The following is a 16,003-nucleotide window of genomic DNA, read 5'->3' on the forward strand; positions in this document are numbered from 1 at the left end:
AATCAGGGCCAAAACGACCTTAGAATGATTGATGAACTGTCAGAGGCATTAATCCAGCGTTGGATGTGGAAAAATCGCGGGACGCGATGATTGCGCCGGTGCGCTCCGAACGGAATGTGCGGTGCTGTAGAGGATACGAACTGCGGGGGTGTGACCAGTTGTCCGAGAATGACATCGACGAGCAAATGGATCTGGATGGACGTGCCAAGGTCGGCGCCTTCCTCGACACTGTCAAACCCAAGCAACCGAAGTCGATTTCAGTCAGAAAGTTCCTCGGTTTCTGGGGCTACCAGAAGCGTGGTGCATCCATCGTTCGGTTGATCAACCGTGAGTTGACCAGGCGAGGTTTGACGGCGTCACCTGACATCGCCCTGGCCGATTACTACGGCAGTATCGAAATCTCCTATCTAAGCGACCTTGCGGAGCATCCTGAGGTTGAGGTCGCCTGGTTCGTTTCATCGCTTCTGGATCCAGAGCGCGACCTGATATCGGTGGGCCCAGAAGCGTCATTGTCGACGGTGGAAACACTCATGGTCATGCATGACTTCTCGCAGATTCCGGTGATGAATGCGAGTCACCGGAAGCTTTATGGCTCAGTCACCTGGAAGTCGATCGCACGATGGAACGGTGACAAATCTCAGGCAACCGCTCGACAAGTCATGGAGAAAGATGGTCAGACAGCCCGGTCCAGCGACGGCTTACTTCTTCACATCAACAGGATCATCGAGAACGATTTTCTCTATATTGAGGACCCAACAGGTGTGTATGTAGGGATCCTGACGGCTACCGACCTCGCCGAGGGCTTTCACGCGACTGCCGGCTCGTTCATAAAGATCGGGGAGATCGAAAACCGACTACGTGCGCTCGTCAGTCAATTGCCATTGTCGGCGATCCAGACGGCTGCAGAATCCACACATGCCACGAGGTTGATCGAGACCGCGGCTGATCTGTCGTTCGGTCAGTATGTCGCCGTCCTCGGCAAGGATGACAATTGGAATCAGTTAGCCCTGCCCTTCGACCGCAAGACGGTTGTCGAGAACCTGAGGGAGGTCAACGCAGTCCGCAACGACGTGATGCATTTCAGGCCGACCGATCTGGATTCGCAAGACGTCGAGGCCATCGATAAGTGTCTGAACTGGCTACGGCTTGTCGACAAGTGCTGACTGTCTGAGTTTTTCTCCTATCGGTGATCACACTGCAAGTCTGCGTAACTTTCGCGCTGTTTGCTATGTGCGCAGCGCCTTTCAGCAGATCTGCTGCAGTAAATAGGTGATATTCGAATTGGGCTTGCCCTGGGTGGGCAGGCTGAAAGGATGTCTCCACGGCAGGCCCTATCCCCGTGAGTTTTGCGACAATGTCGTGCGCGAGGCCCAAACCGCGAAGACGATCGCACACGGCATGGACTTCGCGGCTAATTCTGTGAACCCCGGACTCGGATAGCCTGGCCAAGATCGAGATCTAGATCGGGGAGGTCGATGGCAGAGATGATGTGGCTGCATGACATCGATTGACCCGTGGTTGCTGAGCGGAGTCGCCATTACGCTCATCGGTGCACTGAGCCTGGGCCTCGTCGACAACGTGCGGATCGAACGCCGAATCTATTGGCTCAGTTGGTTGGTTGGTGGCGCTGTGATGATGGTCGGTCTTCTTTTGCAGCGCGGATGGAGCTCCGCGGTCGTGGCGTACGCGGTGATGGTGGTGGGCGTGACGTTCGCCTACTTCCGTACGTCGTATCTAAAAGTCGGCGGAAGAATCTTCTCATTTTGGATCGCCAGGACGCAGCCCGATCCGCTCCCCGACGGCAGCCCTGGACCTCCGGTAATCCCACCACCGGACTCTTATCGCGGAATAGTCACTGCTGCAGCACAGTGGTGGCTAATGGCGGTTGTCAGCGTGTGTGCTGCCGTAGGCGCCGTCGTGCTTGGGATGTCCGGCCCCACGCTTGGCATTGCGGTCTTTGCGGTGGTACTGCTGGCCGGCACCGGATACATCGATCAGCATGACGGCTTTCCGATCGCCCGCGGTCAGTGGGTTCAGGCAGCGCTGATCGTCGTCGTGTCTATCCCGATCTTCCTGCTGCCGCCGCTTGCGTATGCCATCGGCTATTACATCGACAGACCGAGACGCCGAGCGCACGAATGGCGAAATGACAAATAGCCGGTCGACGCCATAGCGCGATGCAAAAACTGGTACTACCCGCAGTATCACTTTTGCCGTAGTACCGCTGGTAGTACTACAACTCGTCAGGTGTTGTTGCTCCGAACCGGGCATGACAACTTCGCGGCCTGTTCATCAGTGCGTTCCCGCGCTCACGCAAATGATCACGACCACGACCATCCACCACACCGAGCCACCCGCACCTTCACTTAGGTAACCTCAAGATCACAGAATCAGATCAGGGGGATAACGACGTGAGCCTCGTACTGGGTCTTTCGGTCACCTCGAAGGACGTCCACGGCGAGCTGGTCGACGGTGTCACCGGCCAGGGCGAACACCTCGACCGTCGCGTCCTCGATGTCGACGAGATCGAGGACTACCTGGCCGAGCTGCCCGCCGACGCCGACCTGCACGCCGTCGGCCTCACCTGGACCCATGACGCCGAGGACGAGGCCGTCAAGGTCCGCGAGGCGCTCGACACCTATAGCGGGGGAGCGCCGATCGTCCCGGTCCGCGACGTCGACGCCGCGCAGGCATTGGCCCGCGGCATCGCCGACCTCACCGGGCACGACTTCCTGGTCGTCTGCGTCGTCGAACCCGACAGCTCCGTCGTCGCCACCGTCGACGGCTTCGACATGCACGTCGAAAGCGTCGACCACGCCGACGCCGCCACCCTCACCGACCGCGTGCTGGCCGTCGTACGCGCCGCCAAGCCCAGGCCCGATGCCGTCTACATCCTGGGCTCCGCCGACACCGATGACCTGGTCGCCGCCCTGCGCGCGGATGCCGACCGCCCCGTCATCACCGCCACCGAGGCCGATTTCGCCCTGACCCGCGGCGCAGCCCTGGCCTCCGCGCACATCGCCAACATCCCCGACGAATCCGACCAGGCACCGCGCAACATCACCGTCGCCGCGCTCACCGCCACCCTGATCGCCGCGATCATCGTCTTCGTCGTCTCCGTATCCCTCACCCTCACTTGGCCTTCCACGCCGGACCCCGCCCCAGAGCCCGACCCCCAACCGCAGTCGGCGCAGACCGCGGCACCGGTGGCGCCGCCGAAGGCGCCCAAGCCGCTGGAACGCGCGAAGCTGCTCAATGTGCCGCCGCCCGCCCTTGCGCCCCCGCCGCCGCCCGTCCAAGCACCACCGCCGCCACCGGTGCCCCGGATTCGGGACAACCCGGTGCTCGACCGCGTCCCGTTCATCGACCGCATCCGCTAGCGCGGACGCCTCCGCGCCCATGCCGCTACGTTGTAACGCGTGAGTGTCACGCCCACCGACCTGACCGGGACCGAGCGCGCCGTGCTGCTCGTCCTGATGGCTCAGGCACGCCCGGTGCCCAACGCCGACCTGCTGGCATACGGCCCCAAGCTGGACAAACGCAGCCGGGACAAGCTCAACACCCTCGACCTCATCGAATCCGAGCGCGTCGGCGGCCGCTACGTCCACGAGCTCACCGACCGCGGCTGGCGGCTCTGCCGCGACATCATCGCCGCCGGCGCGCCACCGCGCTCCACCGGCCCCGCCAAGACCCTCTACACCGTGCTGGCCGGGCTCGGCCGCTACCTGGACACCGCCGACCTCAGCCTGGCCGAGCTGTTCTGGCCCAAACAAGCCCCGAGCGCCGCTGACCGGATCACGCAGGCCTACACCGAGCTGGCCGAGCGACCCGGCGCCTGGGTTGGCTTGAGAACCCTGCGCCAGCAGCTCGACGACGTCGCCGACCTGGACGACACGCTCACCCAGCTGTACCGCACCGGCGCCATCAGCCTGATCCCCGAAGAAAACCAGAAGGTCCTCACCGACGAGGACCGTGCCGCCGCCATCACCATCGGTGGACAGGCCAAACACCTGATCGCAATTGAGGTTTGATGCAGGACGCACACCGCGAAGCACTCGCCGCCCTCCGGCTCACCTGGGCGCCCACCAGCGACGACCTGTGGCGCCCGCAGGCACCCACCCACGTCAGCGGACTCAACGAACGCGCCGTCGACGATGTCATGGAGGCCTTCGCCGACGCCCAGCGCGACCCCGAATCCGCGCCGCTCGGGGTCACCATCCGCGGCCAGGCCGGCTCCGGCAAAACCCACCTGCTCGGCCAGATCCGCGAACGCGTCCAGGCCGGTGGCGGCTACTTCTTCGTCGTCGAACTGCTCGACGCCGCCAGCTTCTGGGAATCGGTGCGCGCCGGGGTGCTGGAGAGTTTCGGTCGCCGCGGTGCGAATCGCGAGACCCAGCTCAAAGACCTGCTGTGGGAACTGTCCTCCATCGCGCACGTCTCACGCGCCGACCGGCGCGCCATCATCGGCGACGAGGACCTGGACCGCGAAACCCTGGACGCCTTCGTCAACGATCTGGCCAAGGCCCGCCGTGATGTCCGCGACTGCCACCAGACCCTGCGCGCACTGGTTCTGTTGTCCGCCAACGATCTTGTCGCCCGCGATATCGGCGACTCCTACCTGCAGGGCAGCGATGAGGTCGGCTCCGACGACCGGTTGCACTGGCGGCTGCGCGGCACCGCGCCCTCGGCCCAGCACTGCGTGCGCGATATCGCCCGGCTGACCGCCCTGGCCGGACCGTCGGTGCTGGCACTGGACCAGATCGACACCCTGCTCGCACAATCCTCCACGCGCACCGACGAATCCAGGGGAGCCGGTGACGGTGTGCTGGAACAGGTTGCGCACGGCCTGATGTCGGTGCGCCAGACCCTGCGGCGCACCGTCCCCGTGGTGGCCTGCCTGCCCTCGGCGTGGGAGAGCATCCGCGATCGTGCCACCGCCAGCGTGTCCGATCGGTTCCGCGTCACCGCACCGCTGTCCCCGCTGCCGAGCGCCGATATCGGCCGCGCCATCCTGGAACGCCGCTTCGAGGCCGCCTACCTGACCGTCGGCTTCACCCCGCCCTACCCGAGCTGGCCCATCAAACCCTCGGCGTTCGACGACGCCGCCGGCTACACCCCGCGCCAGCTGCTGATCCGCGCCGACGCTCACGTGCGGGGCTGCCTGCGCCGCAAGGAAGTCGTCGAGCTGGCCCACCTGTCCGACGAGCTGGCCCCAGAAGAGCAGCCCGACAACGACACTGCCGACACCTCACCCATCGACCGGCTGTTCGCCCAATACCGGTCCCGGGCCGTGCCGGCTGCCGCACTCGACGCAGACGGCGAGGACACCGCCGTCCCGGCGCTGCTCGGCGCCGCGCTGAGCGCATGGATCGTCGAGCACGGCGACGACCAGGCCTATGTCTGCGACCCACCGCCCGGCTCGCACGTCGTGCTGCACGCCCGGCTGCGCCAGACCCTGGATGCTGCCACCGATGACGAACGGCACTGGGCCTTCCGCGCGATCGGCGCCACCAACGCCGTCGCCGCCCAGAACCGCGTCAAGAAGACGCTCAGCGCAACGGGTTTGAACGCCCACACCGACCGGCGCAACCTGTTCTTCCTGCGCAACACACCATGGCCGTCGGGGCCGAAGACCGAGGCCCTGATCAAGGACTTCGAAAAGCAGGGTGGCCGCACCCTGACCCTGTCCGACGACGATATCCGCACCATGACCGCCCTGCGCGACCTCATCGACGACGACGTCGCCGGCCTGACCGCCTGGCTGCGCGCCCGCCGCCCCGCACACGGCATCACCGTGCTGCGTGAGGCGCTCGGTTTCGACGGCGACGACTCCATCACCGTCATCGAGGAAACAACGGAGGCAGCCGACGAGGGGCCGGAATTCGTTGCCGCCGAGTCGAAGATGCCGCTGGGTATCGACGTGCGCACCGACACCACCGTCGCCATTGACCTGGCCGCGCTGCGCAAACATGTCGCCATCTTCGCCGGTTCGGGATCGGGCAAGACCGTGCTGATCCGGCGCCTCGTCGAAGAGGCCGCGCTGCGTGGGGTCTCCTCGATCGTGTTGGACCCCAACAACGATCTGTCGCGCCTGGGCAGCGCCTGGCCGCAGACACCGAGCGGCTGGCAGCGCGCCGACGACGCCCGCGCCACGGACTACCTGGCCAACACCGAGGTGGTCATCTGGACCCCGCGCCGCAGCACCGGCCGCCCACTGGCCTTCCAGCCGCTACCCGATTTCGCCAGCGTGCTCGACGACCACGACGAATTCACCGAGGCCGTCGAATCCGCCGTCGCGGCGTTGGAACCGCGCGCCCAGATCAGCGGACAGACCGCCAAGGCCGCCCGCTCGCGCGCCGTGCTGCGAGAAGCGTTGCAGCACTACGGCCGTCAACCCGACCCGACGCTGCCCGGGTTCATCGGCATGCTGGCCGACCTGCCCGAGGATGTCAGCGAGCTCGCCGACGCCCCCAAGATGGCCGCCGATATGGCGCAGAACCTGCGCGCCGCCACCGTCAACGACCCGCTGTTCGGCGGCGCCGGAAAGGCTTTGGACCCCGGTGAGCTGCTGACCCCCACCGAGGGTAAACGGGCCAGGGTCTCGGTGATCAGCATGATCGGCCTGCCCAGCGATGAACAGCGGCAGAGCTTCGTCAGCCAGCTGCAGATGGCGTTGTTCGCCTGGATCAAGCGCAACCCGGCCGCCGACAAGCCGCTGAGCGGCCTGCTGGTGATGGACGAGGCACAGACCCTGGCGCCGGCTCGCGGTCTGACCGCCAGCACCCGCAGCACACTGGCCCTTGCGTCGCAGGCCCGCAAGTACGGACTCGGGCTGATCTTTGCCACCCAGGCGCCCAAGGGCCTGCACAACCACATCCCGGGCAATGCGGCCACCCAGTTCTACGGCCTGCTCAACTCGCCGGTGCAGATCGCCACCGCCGAGGAGATGGCCCGTGCCAAGGGCGGCCTGATCACCGATATCAGCCGGCTGCGGGCGGGCAACTTCTACGTCGCCACCGAAGGGAAGTCCTTTCACCGCGTCACCGCGCCCTGGTGCCTGTCGCACCACCCGGCCAGCCCGCCATCAGCCGACGAGGTGCTGGCCCTGTCACAGGCATCGTCACGGGCATAGTGGTCCCATGCCGACCATCACCGCGGTGCACGGAGACATCACCCAGCAGAGTGTGGACGCCATCGTCAACGCCGCCAACAACGCCATGCGCGGCGGCGGAGGTGTCGACGGTGCCATCCACCGCGCCGGCGGCCCCGAGGTGCTCCAGGACTGCATCCGTCGCTTTCCGGACGGTCTGGCCACCGGTGACGCCGGGTGGACCACCGCCGGCCGATTGCCGGCGCGCTGGGTGATCCACACCGCCGGACCCAACCACAGTGCAGGTCAGCGCGACCGTTCACTACTGGTGTCCTGTTACGCGCGCTCCCTGCAGGTCGCCGACGAACTCGACGCCCGCACAATCGCTTTCCCGCTGATCAGCGCCGGAATCTACGGTTGGCCCAAGGGGGATGCCATCAAGACCGCGATCGAAACCATCGCCGCCGCCGAGACGAATGTCACCGAAGCGCGCATCGTCGCCTTTGAGGAGCGGACATTCGACGCCGTGACCGCAGAACTTGATTGACCCCCATCCCCTCTGGGTACGGTCGAAACCATGGATGTGGTCAACCTTGCCTTCGAATGGACGGATACCAACAAGCACTGGCTGATCGAAGTTCCCATCCGCGTCGTGGTGTACATGCTGGTCGCGTTGATCGCACGTTTCGTGTTGCATCGCATGATCGACCGCGCCACCACCGGCCGTAACCCCAAGATCATCGACGATGCCGAACCCAAGCGGGCCGGTCGCCTGCGTGGTCTGCGTGAGCGCGGCAACACGGCCAGCGCCGCCAAGGCCGCCGCGCGCCGCCAGCAGCGCGCCCAGACCATCGGTTCGGTGTTGAAGTCGACGGTGTCGATCGTGCTGCTCGTCTGGGTGGTGCTCAGCGTGCTCAACGTATTCGGGGTCAACATCGCACCGTTCATCGCCTCGGCCGGTGTCGTCGGCCTCGCCATCGGTTTCGGCGCGCAGAACCTGGTCCGCGATTTCGTGACCGGGGTCTTCATGCTCCTGGAAGACCAGTACGGCGTCGGCGACACCGTCGACCTGGGCGAGGCCAGCGGTGAGGTAGAAAGCGTGGGCCTGCGCATCACCACCGTCCGCGATATCGACGGCACCCTCTGGTACGTCCGCAACGGCGAGATCGCCCGGGTGGGCAACATGAGTCAGGATTACGCCGTCGCACGCATCGAGGTGCCGGTGGCGCTCAGTGCAGACCTGCAGCAAGCCGAACGGGTGGCACTCGATGCCGCCCGCGAAGCCGTCAAGGACGAGGCCATCGCGGCGAAGGTGCTCGGCGAACCGGAAATGTTGGGCGTGCAGACGATGTCATCGGACCAGGTGACCCTGCGACTCACCATCAAGACGAAGCCCAACGCGCAGTGGTCGGTTCAGCGCCGGCTTCGCCGCGAGATCCTGCGCGCCTACGACGAGAACGGGATCGACCTGCCCTACCCGCATCTGCGTACGCCGGTGTCGGTGAGCGCCGAGGCCGAATAGTCAAGCGCACCAGGCGCGGAGCTGGTCGGCAATGCGATCCAAGTCCGGCTCCGCGCCTGTCGCGACCTGAATGACGAAATCGAAACGATCGTCCTCCGTCGCGTGTACCCATTTCTCGTTGAGTGCCAGGAACGTGCGGCATGCCGTCCATGCCAGCCGCTTGTTGCCGTCGACCAGTGCGTGATTGCGAGCGATCGAGTGCATCAGCGCCGCGGCCTTGACGAAGAGATCAGGGTAGGCATCCTCGCCGAACACCGTCGCACGCGGCCGGGACAGGGCGGATTCGAGCAGTCCGTGATCGCGAATGACCACGTCTTTGTCGATTGCTCGGCGTGTGATCTCGATGAGGTCCTCGAGATCCAGGTACTCGGTCACGCGTCTTTGAGTCGTTCGAGAACCCCGGCTTCCTCGACAAGCACCCGATTCAGGACCGCGTCGACCTTCGTCTTGTGCGCGTGCCGCGCGATGTACTCGTCGATGGCCGCCAACACGACGGCCTGCATCGACCGCCCCTCGGCGGCGGCCTGCCGACGCAGCGCCTCGGTTTGCTCCTCGCTGGTACGCAATGTCATGCCCATCCCCGCATGATACCGAAGTGATACCGGTGCCGACGGGCCGAAACTCACCCGTCGGCCGCGGCCACCAGCGAGCGCAGCGTGATCGTCGGGTTGTCCCGCAGAAAGCCCTCCAGGCGCCACGGTGTGGAGAACAGGACCAGCATGACGCCGTCGGAGCGGGTCAGCACCTCGGCGGAGACCTGCTTGTTCATGAACTCGGCGTCCTCGGGATCCACGATGCGCGCCACCTGATAGGGCAGTGACTCCAAGGTGATGGCGGCGCCGATCTCGGTTTCCATGCGGTGCGCGGCCACCTCGAACTGCATGGGGCCGACGGCGGCGAACACCGGCGCCTGCTCACCGCGGCGATCCGAGCGCAGCACCTGCACCACGCCCTCTTGATCGAGCTGCTCGATTCCCTTGCGGAACTGCTTGTGCTTGCTGGGATCCTTGCCGCGCACCACCGAGAAGTACTCGGGGGAGAAGCTCGGGATCGGCGGGAAGGCCACCGGCAGATCGCGATACAGCGTGTCGCCCGGCCGGAGCGCCGCCGCATTGGCCAGCCCGATTACATCGCCGGGCCAGGCATCGTCCAAAGTGGATCGCTCCCGGCCGAACACCGACTGCGCGTACTTGGTGACGAACGGTTTGCCGGTACCGGCGTGGGTCAGCACATCCCCGCGCTCGAAGGTGCCCGAGCACACCCGGGCGTAGGCGATGCGGTCACGGTGGGAGGAATCCATCCCGGCCTGCACCTTGAACACGAACGCGCTGAACGGTGCGTCCACCGGACGCGGGTTCCCCTCGACGTCGACGATCGGGCCCGGCGGCGGCGCGAGGTCGACCAGCACGTCCAGCAGCTGGTTGACCCCGAAGTTCAGCGCCGCCGAGGTGAACAGCACCGGGGAGGACTCGCCGGACAGGAACGTGTCACGGTCGTAATCCGAGCCGTCCATCGACAGCAGCTCGGATTCCTCGACCGCGGTGTCCCAGTCGCCCTCGGCCGCGGCATACGCCTGATCGGCAGGAATGTGCTCCTCCGGTGCGGCGGTCGCGCCGCCCGCGGTACGGGTGAAGCGGATGTAGTGACCCTTGCGGCGGTCCATCACACCCTTGAAGTCGCCGGCGATACCCACCGGCCAGGTCAGTGGGGTGGTGCGCAGCCCGATGCGTTCGTGGATCTCGTCCATCAGCTCCAGCGCGTGCCGGCCGGGACGGTCCCACTTGTTGATCACCGTGATGATCGGGATACCGCGGTGCTTACACACCTGGAACAGTTTCAGGGTCTGCGGCTCAAGGCCTTTGGCGGCGTCGATCAGCATGACCGCGGCGTCGACGGCGGTGAGCACCCGGTAGGTGTCCTCGGAGAAATCGGCGTGCCCGGGGGTGTCGAGCAGGTTGATGACGCAGTCGCGGTAGGGGAACTGCAGCGCGGTCGAGGTGATCGAGATACCGCGGGCCTTCTCCATCTCCATCCAGTCCGAGACGGTGGACTTGCGACCGGCCTTGCCGTGGATGGCGCCCGCCTCGTTGATCACCCTGGCGTGCAGGGCCAGCGCCTCGGTCAGCGTCGACTTACCGGCGTCGGGGTGGCTGATCACCGCGAAGGTGCGCCGACGGGCGGCCTCCTGGCTGATCCGGGCGGCGGATTTGGTGTCGGCGGTGGTCACGGCGTTCTCGGTCATCTCGGTGTCGATGATATTTGCCCAGGTCGATAAACCGATAATCGTAAGCATGCACATCTGCGTGTTTCTGTCGGCCGCCGACCTCGACGCCCGCTACACCACCCCGGCCCGCGAGTTCGCCACCGCGCTCGGGGCGGCCGGGCACACCCTGGTGTGGGGTGGTTCGAACACCGGGCTGATGAAGGTGATCGCCGACGGTGTCCAGCAGGCCGGCGGCCGGCTGTGTGGCATCTCGGTGGAGTTCCTGCGGGCCAAGGCCCGCGCCGACGCCGATGAGATGGTGTTCGCCCGCGACCTCGCCGACCGCAAGGCCCAGCTGCTGGCCCGCGCCGACGCCCTGGTGATCTTGGCCGGGGGTCTGGGCACGCTCGACGAGGCCACCGAGATCCTCGAACTGCGCAAGCACGGGCACCACACCAAACCGGTGGTGCTGCTGAACACCGCCGGGTTCTACGACGGGCTGGTGATGCAGCTGCGCCGGATGGAGAGCGACGGCTTCCTGCCGCTGCCGCTCGACGAGTTGGTCTACGTCACCGCCGACGGCGCCGACGTCCTCGACTACTTGCGACGGTGTGAATTAGATCAAGATCGCCCCGCGGGCTCGCCGCCTTTGTCACCATGACCCGGTGAAGAAAAGGGTCGCGGCGATCGTCGCGGGAGTGCTGGTGGTCTTGCTTGTCGCGGTGGTCGCAGCCACGCCGTGGGCCTACAAGAACTACGTCCAGGGCCCGCCCGAGCCGGAGTTGGCCTTCGCCGCCGCGGCCCAGCCCGGTGGCGGCGCGCTGGACGGCACGTGGACCGTGCAGCCCGGATCCCAGGTCGGCTACCGGGTGCAGCAGCAATTGCTCTGGGAGACAGTTGATGTCGCCGGACGTGGCGACACGGTCACCGGTAGCGCCGAGATCGAGGACTCGCACGTGCGATCGTTGAAGTTCACCGTCGACGTGGCAGGCCTGGAAACGGGAAGCTCGGGGCGCGATGAGAAGTTCCGCAGTGCCGACGCGCTGGAGACCGACACATTCCCGACCGCCGAGCTGGTAGGCAACGTCCCCACCGATGTGTCCGCGATACCGGCCGACGGCAGCTCGACCCGAGTGGAGGTTCCGGTTCAGCTGACCATCAAGGGGGTTACCCGCCCGGAGACCGCGCAGGTCGATGTGCGGCGCAACGGCGACCGGGTGGAGGCGGTGGGCACGGTCCCGGTGCGGCTGCCCGACTTCAACGTCACGCCGCCGAAACCGTTCGCTTCGTTGTTGGAGGTGCAGCCGACGGCCGTCATCGAGTTCCTGGTGTACCTGGCCAAGAGCTGAGTCAGCCGAGCAGCCGTGCCCACCAGCGTTTCGGCTGCTGCGTGCCGCGCCGCCGGACATAGGGCCACGGATTGTTGCGTTCGGGCACCGCTTCGGCGCGCACCTGCTTGAGCTGGGTGCGCAGTGCCGCGCGCACCCCGTCGAGCGACGGGTCGTCCCAGCGATTGACCGCCTCACCCGGGTCGCCGGTCAGGTCGTAGAGCTCCCACTGATCGTCGAGGACGTCACTGCGGTAGCGCTGTGCTCCCCGTCCGGTGTACGCGAGCTGACGGACACCGGGCTCGGTCCAGGTTCCCGGGTCGTCGAAGGTGCGCACCAGCTTCCACATCCGGCCGTCGACCCGGGCGACCAGGCCCTCGAAGTTGCCTGCCACGTCGACGGGTACCCGGATGCGCAGCGGTGCAGGCGGATTGACATCGCGACCCAACTGGCGGGCCAGGCCCGACGCGCCCGAATCACCCTCGAGCACATTGTCGCGGGTCAAGAGGTACACCGCGCGGTTCTCGTCGGCGGGCGCCCCGTCCACGACCGGCATCAGATCCCGGCCGGGCAGCGGATGCACCTCGCTGAAGGTGCGGGCGAGCTCGGCGGCCACCGATGCGACGTCCACGCCGGCGGCGCCGAGCAGGGTGGGCACCAGATCCACATGTGAGGTGGGCGCCGCCACGGTGCGCGCCGCGGTGGCACCGGCCCCGGTGCGGGCGATCACGAACGGCACCCGGGTCGCCTCGTCGTAGAGGTTGAACCATTTCTGGTGCAATCCGCCGTGCGCGCCCAGCAACTCGCCATGATCGGAGGTGCGCACCAGCACGGCCTCGGCCGAGCCCTCGGTGACGGCTCGGCGAACCCGGTCCAGCGGACCGTCCACCTCGGCGTGCAGCCGGTAGTACAGGTCGCGGTACTGCTGGGCCTTGGTGCGGTAGGTGCGCCGGACGGCACGCGAGGGTCCGTACCCGGAGAAGTAGGCGTCGCGGAACGCGGCCTGGGCGGCGGGTTTGGCCGACAGGTCCTCCGATGCGGTGGGTGCCGCCGGAACGTGCGGCGGGTCCGCCTGCGACGCCGCCAGTGGGTTGCGCCGGGACCAGGCCGGGAACAGCACGATGTCATGCGGATTGACGAAGCTGGCCACCAGCAGAAACGGCGTCAACGCCGCGGGATCACCGGCCCGCCGACGGGCGTAGCGATCTTCGAGCCACGCGACGATCCGGTCGGCGACCAACGGATCGCGCCGAAAACCGCTGTTGGCCATGGCCGCTCCGTGCGGTTCGGGACCCACCCAGCCCGAGAAGCCGTACGGGTCCAGCGGGTCGGCGTCCAGGTAGGCCCGCACCGCGGTCTCGTCGACCGCACCGTCGTCATCGTTGGTCGCCAGGATCTTCCCGGTGGCCGGGTCGGTCAGATCGGCATGGGAGATATGCCATTTGCCGTCGTAGTGGGTGTCATAGCCGGCCGCCCGGAACCAGTTGCCCAGCGTCGGGACCTCGCCACGGCGCAGCCAGCGCAACCGTGAGTCGTCGTAACGCTTGCCCAACCCGTCGGTCTGGGTGACACCGTGCAGGTCGGGGTAGTGCCCGGTGAACAGCGTCGGACGACTCGGCACGCAGGCCAGCGAACCGGTGTAGTGCCTGGCGAAGCTGACGCCGTTCTCGTCGAACCACCGCCGACCGGTCAGCACCCGCTGCCGCCAGTCCAGGACGTCGTCCGCCTCGTACGGCGGGATCGCGCGTTCCTCGTCGGTCATCAGGATGACGATGTCGGGCCGGTTCATGACGACATCCAACACCCGAATTCTCGGGTCCGGTAGTGGAAGCGCAATCGATGTACGTGTCCTGCGGCGGCGGTGACCACGGCCGCCGAGGTTTTGGCAGAGTGTCCTGGCAGAATCGTCAGATGCCGCCAGGACAGCTGCCGCCCGACCAGCCGCGCGACCCGGCGACGCGGCGTATCCCCAGGCCGGTGCGCCCGGGTGACCCGCACAGCCCCACTCAGCGCATCCCCAGGCCGGAGCCGCCCACGCAGCGGATACCGAGGCCCGAGCCGCCCACGCAGCAGCACCGGATACCGGAACCCGCGACACGCAAGATCCCGGTCCCGCCACCGCCGCCGATCCCGCCACCGCCCATCCAGAAGCTGCCGCCGGGACCGCAGCCACCCGAGCCGCGGCCCGCCCGCAACCGTCAGACCATCGTGCTCACCGCGGTGATCGTGATCGCCGCCTTGGTGGCCGTGCTGGCCGGTGCGGAGCTCTTCGCCAGGTACCGCGCGGGCACCGTGCTGTCCGGTATCACCGACTGCCTGGTCGAGGACACCGCCGACGTCTCCTACTCGGTGACACCGCCCTTCCTGTGGCAGTACCTGACCGATCACTACACCGACATCTCGGTGGTCACCACCGGTGACCGCGTCCAGGCCGCCAAGGGCATGACCGCCGACGTGACGCTCAGCGATATCGAGCTTGCGGATTCGGCCAACTCCAAGGGCACCATCGGCAAGGTGACTGCTCAGCTCTCCTGGACCGCCGAGGGCATCAAGCAGACCGTGCAGGAGAGCCTGCCGGTGGTCGGCAATCTGGTGACCTCGGTGCGGACCGACGCCAACGCGGGCACCCTGATCATGGAGGCCGCCGGGGGAACGACGATCACCGCCAAACCCGAAGTGCGCGAGGGTAATCTGGAACTCACCGTGCAGGATGTCGCCGGCGCGTTCGACAAGGCCACGGTGCAGACCGCGCTGAGCGAGCTGACCACCAAGCTCAACGAGAACTACCCGCTGGGTATCAAGGCCGATTCGGTGAAGGTCACCAAGACCGGTGTCGACGGCACCTTCTCCAGTGCCGACGCGACCATCCCGTCGGGCGAAAGCGACGCCTGCTTCGCCGACCTCTGACCTCAGCGCCACACCGGCAGGTGCCGTCTCCTGGCCCGCATCGCCCGGCGGACCCGGGAGCTCACCGAGGTGTGGTTCTCGCCGGGTGCGATCGTCAGGTAGATCCAGCCCAGGCTCTGCAGGAAGTCGGACCTGTCGCGGGGGTCGGCTCGTTCGCAGTCGATGCCGATCCGCAGTGTGCGCCATCCCATGTCCAGCACGGCTTCATCGCAACCATCGGTGACGTGAATCCTGCTGTGCGGCGGCCGAAGCCCCAAATCCGAGAGCATCAGCCGGACCCGTGTCTCCTCCGGTGTCAGGGCGCCGGGATCGATCTCGGCGGCGGTCAAAAGTGCGGTTCTGATACCGCGTGCGCCTCGGTAGCGGCCCGCCAGCTGCGAGATCTCCTCCGAGCTGGTGTCGGATGCCGCGCAGAACCGATCCAACAGCATGACCGCGGCATCCCGGGGATGGTGGCGTGCCACATCCAGCGCCGTGCGCGCCGGATTGGTGCGCGGGAGTCCGTTCCATATCCCGATCTCGTCGATCGCGATGCGCTCATTGCGGATGATCAGCCCGTCGGGATGCTCGGTGCGACGGGCGATGAGTTCGATGGGGTCGGTCGTGACCGCCCACGGCGTGCTGTACATGACGGCGGCGGTGCGGCCGGCGATGATGCCGGTTCGGCCGCTCCACAACCAGGCCGCCCGTGCGCGGACCTCCAGCGTCAGCTCGGTGCCTTTGGCGACATAGATGTTGGGCAGGATTGCGGTGTAGCGGGCCCGCAGGACGCCGCGCGTCATCACCCCGCCGGCCAACGCCTCGCTGCCCACGAACGGTTCCATGACGGGATGGTGCGCGCCGCCACCGACAAGCCGACGCACTCGCGCGTCCACCCTGTGGATAACCATCGGGCCGGGAGGGCACCGTCTGAAATTGCTCGGGCGAGATCGGTGTGAGGGTTGTGGTTGTGC

General features: G+C 66.7%; 15 protein-coding genes. 10 read left to right on the forward strand and 5 right to left on the reverse strand.

Annotated features, from left to right (window positions below):
* The first annotated feature begins 158 nt into the window (after positions 1-158).
* From G154_RS22635 to G154_RS22665, 7 genes are all read left to right on the forward strand, one after another.
* Entirely contained in the window at positions 159-1,163 is a 1,005-nt protein-coding gene (locus G154_RS22635) for a CBS domain-containing protein (RefSeq protein WP_157884744.1), read from the forward strand.
* Positions 1,164-1,497: 334 nt separating this feature from the next.
* Positions 1,498-2,157: a hypothetical protein gene (locus G154_RS22640; protein ID WP_019514472.1), complete on the forward strand. Its 660-nt coding sequence runs from the start codon at positions 1,498-1,500 to the stop codon at positions 2,155-2,157.
* Positions 2,158-2,411: 254 nt separating this feature from the next.
* Positions 2,412-3,380: a hypothetical protein gene (locus tag G154_RS22645; protein WP_019514473.1), complete on the forward strand. Its 969-nt coding sequence runs from the start codon at positions 2,412-2,414 to the stop codon at positions 3,378-3,380.
* A 39-nt stretch (positions 3,381-3,419) separates the two neighbouring features.
* Positions 3,420-4,031 (forward strand): hypothetical protein, encoded by a 612-nt coding sequence (locus G154_RS22650; protein ID WP_019514474.1) that lies wholly within the window; start codon positions 3,420-3,422, stop codon positions 4,029-4,031.
* Positions 4,031-7,132 carry a DUF87 domain-containing protein gene (locus G154_RS22655; protein WP_019514475.1) on the forward strand — a complete coding sequence of 1,034 codons (3,102 nt, stop codon included), beginning with the start codon at positions 4,031-4,033 and terminating at the stop codon, positions 7,130-7,132. The genes G154_RS22650 and G154_RS22655 overlap by 1 nt, the downstream gene beginning before the upstream one ends.
* 7 nt (positions 7,133-7,139) lie before the next feature.
* On the forward strand, positions 7,140-7,637 hold the full coding sequence (locus tag G154_RS22660) for an O-acetyl-ADP-ribose deacetylase (RefSeq protein WP_019514476.1): 498 nt from the start codon (positions 7,140-7,142) through the stop codon (positions 7,635-7,637).
* Between the two features lie 30 nt (positions 7,638-7,667).
* Positions 7,668-8,612, forward strand: coding sequence for a mechanosensitive ion channel family protein (locus tag G154_RS22665; protein ID WP_019514477.1), 945 nt, complete (start codon positions 7,668-7,670; stop codon positions 8,610-8,612).
* Here the strand turns inward: G154_RS22665 and G154_RS22670 are convergent, their stop codons facing one another.
* From G154_RS22670 to G154_RS22680, 3 genes are read right to left on the reverse strand one after another with little or no spacing between them, the layout of a single operon-like run.
* Positions 8,613-8,987: a type II toxin-antitoxin system death-on-curing family toxin gene (locus tag G154_RS22670; protein WP_019514478.1), complete on the reverse strand. Its 375-nt coding sequence runs from the start codon at positions 8,985-8,987 to the stop codon at positions 8,613-8,615.
* Positions 8,984-9,190: a CopG family transcriptional regulator gene (locus tag G154_RS22675; RefSeq protein ID WP_019514479.1), complete on the reverse strand. Its 207-nt coding sequence runs from the start codon at positions 9,188-9,190 to the stop codon at positions 8,984-8,986. The genes G154_RS22670 and G154_RS22675 overlap by 4 nt, the downstream gene beginning before the upstream one ends.
* Positions 9,191-9,234: 44 nt before the next feature.
* Positions 9,235-10,854, reverse strand: a complete 1,620-nt coding sequence (locus G154_RS22680; protein ID WP_023985517.1) for a peptide chain release factor 3 — start codon at positions 10,852-10,854, stop codon at positions 9,235-9,237.
* Between the two features lie 49 nt (positions 10,855-10,903).
* Between G154_RS22680 and G154_RS22685 the strand changes: the two genes are divergently transcribed.
* Together G154_RS22685 and G154_RS22690 are read left to right on the forward strand one after the other, a co-directional pair.
* Positions 10,904-11,476, forward strand: coding sequence for a TIGR00730 family Rossman fold protein (locus tag G154_RS22685; protein WP_019514481.1), 573 nt, complete (start codon positions 10,904-10,906; stop codon positions 11,474-11,476).
* Between the two features lie 4 nt (positions 11,477-11,480).
* A complete protein-coding gene (locus G154_RS22690; protein WP_019514482.1) occupies positions 11,481-12,164 on the forward strand; it encodes a YceI family protein in 684 nt (227 codons plus the stop codon).
* A 1-nt stretch (position 12,165) separates the two neighbouring features.
* On the opposite strand, the gene G154_RS22695 is transcribed toward G154_RS22690, so the two are convergent.
* On the reverse strand, positions 12,166-13,932 hold the full coding sequence (locus G154_RS22695) for a sulfatase-like hydrolase/transferase (RefSeq protein ID WP_031601410.1): 1,767 nt from the start codon (positions 13,930-13,932) through the stop codon (positions 12,166-12,168).
* A gap of 122 nt (positions 13,933-14,054) precedes the next feature.
* On the opposite strand from G154_RS22695, the gene G154_RS22700 reads away from it, so the two are divergent.
* Positions 14,055-15,050: an LmeA family phospholipid-binding protein gene (locus G154_RS22700; protein ID WP_019514484.1), complete on the forward strand. Its 996-nt coding sequence runs from the start codon at positions 14,055-14,057 to the stop codon at positions 15,048-15,050.
* Positions 15,051-15,052: 2 nt separating this feature from the next.
* Here G154_RS22700 and G154_RS22705 read toward each other — a convergent pair whose 3' ends face one another.
* Positions 15,053-15,874 carry a hypothetical protein gene (locus tag G154_RS22705; protein ID WP_019514485.1) on the reverse strand — a complete coding sequence of 274 codons (822 nt, stop codon included), beginning with the start codon at positions 15,872-15,874 and terminating at the stop codon, positions 15,053-15,055.
* Positions 15,875-16,003 lie beyond the last annotated feature (129 nt).

Origin of the sequence: Mycobacterium sp. VKM Ac-1816D, from assembly GCF_000416385.1 — a bacterium.
GTDB lineage: Bacteria > Actinomycetota > Actinomycetes > Mycobacteriales > Mycobacteriaceae > Mycobacterium > Mycobacterium neoaurum_A.